General features: G+C 74.3%; 7 protein-coding genes. 5 read left to right on the top strand and 2 right to left on the bottom strand.

All coding sequences use genetic code 11. From position 1 onward, the window contains the following. Together BMW99_RS38735 and BMW99_RS38730 are read left to right on the top strand one after the other, a co-directional pair. On the top strand, positions 1–459 hold a 459-nt coding region (locus BMW99_RS38735), incomplete at its 5' end, for a fructosamine kinase family protein (RefSeq protein WP_177226155.1). A gap of 198 nt (positions 460–657) precedes the next feature. Continuing rightward, positions 658–1,029, top strand: coding sequence for an arsenate reductase family protein (locus BMW99_RS38730; RefSeq protein ID WP_069465963.1), 372 nt, complete (start codon positions 658–660; stop codon positions 1,027–1,029). A gap of 60 nt (positions 1,030–1,089) precedes the next feature. On the opposite strand, the gene BMW99_RS38725 is transcribed toward BMW99_RS38730, so the two are convergent. Further along, positions 1,090–2,082 (bottom strand): hypothetical protein, encoded by a 993-nt coding sequence (locus tag BMW99_RS38725; protein WP_075018413.1) that lies wholly within the window; start codon positions 2,080–2,082, stop codon positions 1,090–1,092. A 309-nt stretch (positions 2,083–2,391) separates the two neighbouring features. Here BMW99_RS38725 and BMW99_RS38720 point away from each other — a divergent pair, with 309 nt between their 5' ends. Further along, a complete protein-coding gene (locus BMW99_RS38720; RefSeq protein ID WP_407640357.1) occupies positions 2,392–3,525 on the top strand; it encodes a Rieske 2Fe-2S domain-containing protein in 1,134 nt (377 codons plus the stop codon). 306 nt (positions 3,526–3,831) lie between these two features. Here BMW99_RS38720 and BMW99_RS38715 read toward each other — a convergent pair whose 3' ends face one another. Then, positions 3,832–4,539 carry an SDR family NAD(P)-dependent oxidoreductase gene (locus tag BMW99_RS38715; protein ID WP_069467076.1) on the bottom strand — a complete coding sequence of 236 codons (708 nt, stop codon included), beginning with the start codon at positions 4,537–4,539 and terminating at the stop codon, positions 3,832–3,834. Positions 4,540–4,651: 112 nt separating this feature from the next. On the opposite strand from BMW99_RS38715, the gene BMW99_RS38710 reads away from it, so the two are divergent. Next, positions 4,652–5,482 carry a helix-turn-helix transcriptional regulator gene (locus BMW99_RS38710; RefSeq protein WP_069467075.1) on the top strand — a complete coding sequence of 277 codons (831 nt, stop codon included), beginning with the start codon at positions 4,652–4,654 and terminating at the stop codon, positions 5,480–5,482. 408 nt (positions 5,483–5,890) lie between these two features. Beyond that, positions 5,891–6,691 carry a transglycosylase SLT domain-containing protein gene (locus BMW99_RS38705; RefSeq protein WP_245791813.1) on the top strand — a complete coding sequence of 267 codons (801 nt, stop codon included), beginning with the start codon at positions 5,891–5,893 and terminating at the stop codon, positions 6,689–6,691. Positions 6,692–6,789: the final 98 nt, after the last annotated feature.

Raw genomic sequence — 6,789 nt, 5'->3', positions numbered from 1 at the left:
GGCGCGCCGCCCCCGGGCGGTCCCGAGCACGCCTTCGTGCTGCCCTATCTGCGGCGCGCGGTCGACGACGGGACGCTGCGGCCCGGCGAGGCGGCCGTCGTGGAGGAGGTCTGCGCACGCCTGCCGCACCTGTCGGGTCCCGCGGAGCCGCCGGCCCGGCTGCACGGCGACCTGTGGAACGGCAACGTGCTGTGGGCCGACGACGGCCGCGCCTGGCTCATCGACCCTGCCGCGCACGGCGGCCACCGCGAGAGCGACCTGGCCATGCTCCACCTCTTCGGCTGCCCCCACCTGGACGCGGTGGTGGAGGGCTACCAGAGCGTCGCGCCGCTGGCCGCCGGCTGGCACTACCGCGTCGGCCTGCACCAGCTGTTCCCGCTGCTCGTCCACACCGTGCTGTTCGGCCGCGGCTACGCCGAGCAGACGCTGTCGACGGCCCGGGCGGTGCTGCGCGGATGAGGCCGGGCCGGCCGGGGGGGCACCGCCGGGACGTGCCGTGGCGTCGCCGTCCGCGGGCGGACCGAGCCGCCATCGGTAAGCCCGGTGCCGGACGGTGGCTCCGGCACCCGGCGCCACTCGTTCCGGAGCGCCCGCGTGCGCGCGAGCCGCGCTCCGACCCGGTCGTCCCCCACACCCCCGCTACGCAAGGACCATGACGTGGAGATCTGGATCAACCCGCAGTGCTCGAAGTGCCGGGCGGCCCTGTCGATCCTCGACGAGGACGGCGCCGAGTACACGGTGCGGCGCTACCTGGACGAGCCGCCGACGGTGCGCGAGATCGAAGAGGTGCTGACGCGGCTGGGCCTGGAGCCCTGGGACATCGCCAGGACCGGCGAGGACGCGGCGGCCGCCCTCGGCATGGCGTCCTGGGACCGCGACCGATCCACCCGGGGCCGCTGGATCGAGGCACTCGCCGATCACCCGATCCTCATCCAGCGGCCGATCATCACGGCCGACGACGGCACCGCGGTCATCGGCCGCACCGAGGAAGCCGTGCGACAGGCGCGGGCGGGCGCGGTCCGCGGCTGACGGCACGTCGACGCTCGCCCGGTGACGGACGGCGGTCCCGGCGGTCCCGGTGCCCGGTCCTCAGCGGCCGCGTCGGCCGTCGAGGTGCTGCACCTCGCGGGCCGCGTCCCGGGCGGCGCGTTCGGCCCGGGAGTGCTCGTCGGCCGCCGCCCGGTGCCGCTCCTCGGCCTCCTCCAGCGCACGGTCCGCGCGGTCGAGGTCCTCGTGTGCCTTGCGGAGCCGCTGCTCGGCCGCTTCGGCCCGCTCGCGACCGCGGTCCCTGCGGGTGCGGGCCCGGTCGAGCGCGGTCTCGGCGGTCGCCAACTCCTTTACCTGCGAGCGCAGTCGCTGGTCCGCCGTGTCGGCCTTCGCACGGGCCCGGGCCAGCCGCTCCTCCTTCGCGCGGCGCCGCTCGGCCAGATCGTCCCGGTGCGTCGTCACGGCGGGGGCCTTGGTCCCGGGCCTGCGGGTGGCGCGGTCCGCCGAGGCTCCCGGCGTGGTCGTGCCCTCCCCCGCCGCGGCTGCCGCGGGCACGGCCGGCGGGGGAAGGGACGACGCGGGCAAGGACGACGGCGGAGTGAGGGGGCTCTGGAGCCGCCCGGCGGCCCATCGGTCCGCGGCGTCAGGGTCGGCGAGCACCGCCCGCAGCGTCGCCTCGACCTCGCGCTGCGCCGCGTCGGACAGTTGGTGCCCCGCCTCGCCGGCCAGGCTCCGGGCCTGCACCGACATCGCCGCGATCACACCCCACTGCTGACCGCTCAGCTCCTTGAGTTGCGCCCGGTCGAGCCGCTGGTGGGCCTCGCGCAGGGCTTGTCCGAGGTCGAGGAACTGCCGGCACTCGTCGGGGCGGGACAGCGCCAGCAGGTTCGCCGCCCACGCGCTGAGGGTGGGGCGCCGTGCCGCGGTGAGACGGCGGGCGCCGTCGGCGTCCCCGGCGTCCTTCGCCGCGGCCGCCAGCTCCGCCCGCCTGGCCACGAAGTCCGGGGGCCGCGTGGTGTAGAGGTCGTCGAGGAGCGCCTCGATGTCCGGCTCCTGACCGCTTCCGCGGCCCGCGCCCTTGTCACGGCGTGGCACGGGAGCCTCCGCTCGGTGGCGGGGCACCGGCGCCGCGGGCGGGGCGGGCGGAGGAGGGACACATGCCGTCCAGCCTCTCCTGGGCGGGCCCGCCCCGCACCACGGCCCGCCCGCCCCGCCCGGCCCTGCACCGCGGCCCGGGGACGCCGGGTCCCTGGGTCCGCGGCGACCGGGCCCGCCCGGCCGCACCGGCGCGGGTTCCCCCGGATGCTGCAGCGGGTTCGACGGCACGGGACCCACCACGGAGGCTGGTGGGGATCGTCCGAGGCGACTCCGGACGCCTGCCAGCCGCGAGGGGAGAAGGACGTGATCGAGTCAGCACTCGCCGAGGACGAGGGGCGGGCGCCGCGGCCGGCGGACCTGCGCCGGATCGGCATCGACCCGGACTTCTGGTACCCGGTCGCGCAGTCCCGGAGCGTGCCGCCGAACAAGGTGATCGCCGCGTCGTTCGCGGGCCGGCGCATGGCGGTGTTCCGCAGCGCCTCGGGCGCCGTGGCAGCGCTGGAGGACCGGTGCGCGCACCGCCAGGTGCCGCTGAGCATGGGCGTCGTCGAGGGCGAGACGCTGCGCTGCTGCTACCACGCCTGGGCCTACCGGGGGAACGGCCGCATCTCGCAGATCCCGTACCTGACGCGGGAGACCGAGCGCCCGCCGCGCGGCGTGACGGCCTACCCGACCCGCGAGTCCGGCGGCCTGGTGTTCGTCTTCCCCGGCGACCCGGCGAAGGCCGCGACCACGCCGCTGCCGTCGTTCCCGCAGCTCAGGTCGGGCACGCACAAGGTGATGCGGTTCTCGCGGACCGTGCACTGCCACTACTCCTTCATGCACGAGAACCTGCTCGACATGAACCACCAGTTCCTGCACCGCGGGGTGCTCGGCAAGATCCGCCCGGACCTGCTGGGTTACGAGAGCGGGCCGGGATTCGTGGAGGCGCGGTACCGGTTCACGTCCGACGGCGGCCGCAAGGACCGGGGCGCGGGCCTGCTGTCGGCCGAGGGGATCGGCGGCCGGGAGTCGCCGGACGTCCTCACGATCCGCACCGGTTACCCGTACCAGACGCTGGAGTTGGTGCCGGACGGCGAGACGGAGACGGCGTTCTCCCTGTGGGTCGCGTACGTGCCGGTGGACGCCGCCCAGCGGACGTGCCATGTGCAGGGCATGTTGATGATCCGCAAGCCGCGGTTCGCCGCCGCCCTCACGCTCGCCTGGCCGTTCATGCGGCGCTTCACCGAGCGGGTCTTCGCCGAGGACCGGATGGCGGTCGAGGCCGAGCAGCGCGCCTGGGACGAGCAGGGCGAGGACCGGAACAACGAGATCTTCCCGCTGATCCTGGAACTGCGCGAGGTGCTGCGGACCAGCGGCGTGCCGATCGACCCGGCCGCGTCGCCCTGCGGTGGCGCGGCCGGCAGCGGCACGGCGTGCGGGACGGTCGTCCCGTCCTGACTCCTGGGCCGACGGCGCCCGCGGCTCCGGGCCGGCCGACGACCGGCGGACCCGGGTCTGGGGCGGGCGGACGTGGGGGTGGTCCGCAGGCCCTGCGCTCATCGGGTCCGCCGGTCTTCTTAGACGGCGTGCGGGGGTCGGGAAGTGTCACTTGCGGCACACGGGCGCTGCCCCGTCGCAGGGGTGGCCGGGGTCGCCACACGGGGTCGGGAGCCGCTCACCGCTCCGTGACCGTCCGGACCGGCCCTGCGCTTCCCAGACGCCACGGTCTGTTGCCTCAAGGCGTCACCGCCGCTCTGCCACGGGTCACCAGGGCAGCGGCCCGTTGACGTCGAAGAAGCCGCCGGTGGGCCCGTCCGGCCCGATCACGGCCATGCGCACGATGATCTCCGCGCCCTGCTCGACGGTCTGGTGCCCCGTGTTCCGGTTGAGGTCGGTGCTGGTGAAGCCGGGTTCGACGGCGTTGATCCGCATTCCGGGGAACGCCTTCGCGTACTGCACGGTGATCATGTTGACCGCCGTCTTCGAGGCCGGGTAGGCCACGCCGGGGTAGGCGTGGCGGGGGCTGCCGGGCGTCGTGACCTCCGCGAGCGAGGCCAGCGAGCTGCTGACGTTGACCACGACGGGGGCCGCGGACCGCTGGAGCAGCGGGAGGAAGGCGTGCGTGACGCGCACCACGCCGAAGACGTTCGTCTCGAAGGTGCGCCGGAGGACGTCGGCGGTGAGGTCGGCGGCTCCCGGCTCGCCGCCGTGCTCGCCCGCGACCGCGATGCCGGCGTTGTTGATCAGGACGTCCAGTCCCCCGCCGGCCTCGACGGTCCGCACCGCGGCCGCCACGGACGCGTCGTCGGTGACGTCGAGCTGCACGAACCGGGCGCCCAGCCGTTCGGCGGCCCGCTGTCCGCGGACGGCGTCGCGGCTCCCTATATAGAGGGAGTGCCCGGCCTCCACGAGACGGCGGGCCGTCTCGTGGCCGAGGCCCTTGTTCGCTCCGGTGATCAGTGTGGTGGTCATGCCTCCACGGTGGCGCCCCGCGGCCCTGCCGGCCAGCGTCCCCTCCTTCCTGGGACCGCGGGTACCAGGAAGGAGGGGTCCGGCGGGCGGGGCTGCGGGGCACAGTGGTGCCATGGCCACCACGGAGTTCGGGCGCACGGTGCGGCACTGGCGGGACCGGCTGTCCCCCGAGGCCGCGGGCCTGCCCCCGGGCGGGCGCCGCAGGGCGCCCGGGCTGCGCCGCGAAGAGCTGGCGCTGCTGGCGGGGATCTCCGTCGACTACGTGACCCGGCTGGAACAGGGGCGGGCGGTCCACCCGTCCGAGCAGGTGGTGGAGGCGCTGGGCCGGGCCCTCAGGGTCAGCGGGGCCGAGCGCGAGCACCTGTTCCGCCTCGCCGGACTGATCCCGCCGGGCCGGGGCACGGTCCCGGCCTTCGTCCCGCCGAGCGTCCAGCGGATGCTGGACCGGCTGGCCGGGACGCCGGTGGCCGTGTCGGACGCGGCGTGGACGCTCCTGCTGGCCAATCCGCAGCACGTCGCGTTGATGGGCGACTACCAGGGGCGCGAGCGCAACGCAGTGTGGCGCACCTTCCTCGGCTCGGGCAACCGGGTCCGCCACACTCCGCGGTCGCGGCGTGACCTGGAGGTCCTGCAGGTCACCGATCTGCGGGCGACCGCGCTGCGCTACCCCGACGACCAGCGGGTGCGCCGGCTGGTCGCGGAGCTCCGGGAGGGCAGCGACCGGTTCGCGGAGCTGTGGGAGTCGGGTGAGGTCGCCGGGCGCCAGGCGGGGCGCAAGACCGTGGACCATCCTCAGGTCGGCCCGGTGACCCTGGACTGCGACGTGCTCCATGTGGCGGGCAGCGACCTGCGGGTCCTGGTCTACACGGCCGAGCCCGGGTCGCCGGACGCCGAGCGCCTGGCGCTGATCGGCGTGCTCGGCACCCAGTCGATGGCGGGCTGAGCCTCTCCCACGCCCCGCATGACGGGCCCGGGCACCCGCCCGTGACCGCCGTGCGCTTCCCGGCACCGCTCCGCCGCTCCCCCATCGGGACCCGGCCCCGGCCCGCCGCGCCCACGCCTATTCCCCAGGGCATATCGACGCCCAATTCTGCTCACCCACCGTGGTTTTGCCCTGCCTTTTCCGTGAGGGCGGCGGGGGCCCCGTGTGATCCCGTCTACGTAACCTGCCTCACATACGAAAGGGATTAGTAAAGGCCCGTTGCGCGCTCCCGCTCTGTACAGCGGGTGGGACGCCTCTTCCCGTCCCCTTCAGAGCCCATCTACGGGCGATTCCGTAGATGGGCTCTTTGACCCGCGAATTCCGAACCCTTAACAATTCACGAGTCCCCAACGGAAGAGGAAAAGCGTTATGCAGCTCCCCGCGATCCCGAAGAAGCTCCCCACGCTCGCCACGTTCAACCGCATGACCAAGAAGCAGAAGATCACCACGGCCGGCGCAGCCGCCGGTGCGGCGGTCGTCCTGACGGTCACCGGGCTGACGGCGACGGCCGGAGCCGGCGCGGCGACCGCGGCGGACGCACCCACTGGGTTCAGCGTCACCGCCGGGCAGAATCTGAAGCAGCCGGTCGCCCTGACCGGTGCCAAGACCGACCTCGCCACGCAGAAGACCGCCAAGGCCGCTCCGCAGCCGAAGAAGGAACTGGCCGCCAAGCCCGCCGCCAAGCCGGCCGCCAAGCCGGCGGCGAAGGCCGCGCAGGCCCCGGCCGCGAAGAAGGCCGCCGCCGAGCACACCCAGAGCAAGGCCGTCTCGCGCTCCGTCACGCGCGCTCCGGTGCAGCACGTCAAGGCCGCTCCCAAGGCCGCGCCGAAGGCCGCCGTGAAGCACTACACCAACAACCTCGACGGCTGGATCCGCCAGTCGCTGGACATCCTGCACTCCAAGGGCATCCCGGCCAGCTACGAGGGCATCCACCGCAATGTGATCCGCGAGTCCAGCGGCAACCCGCAGGCGATCAACCTGTGGGACATCAACGCCCGCAACGGCATTCCCTCGAAGGGCCTGCTGCAGGTGATCGACCCCACCTTCAAGCGGTTCCACGTCGCCGGCACCTCATGGAACATCTACAACCCGGTCGCCAACATCACCGCCGCGTGCAACTATGCGGCCGACCGGTACGGCTCGATGGACAACGTCAACTCCGCCTACTGATCGGCACCCACTGATCGACAGCAGGCCGAGCCCGGCAGCAGCGGTGGGCCCGCCCCCTCATCCGAGGGGGCGGGCCCACCGCTTTCCGCCGTGAGGGG

It is taken from the genome of Actinacidiphila rubida (genome assembly GCF_900110255.1).
Classification (GTDB): Bacteria; Actinomycetota; Actinomycetes; order Streptomycetales; family Streptomycetaceae; genus Actinacidiphila; species Actinacidiphila rubida.
The sequence above is the reverse complement of the archived record's forward strand: the minus strand, read 5'-3'. Positions and strand labels throughout refer to the sequence as shown.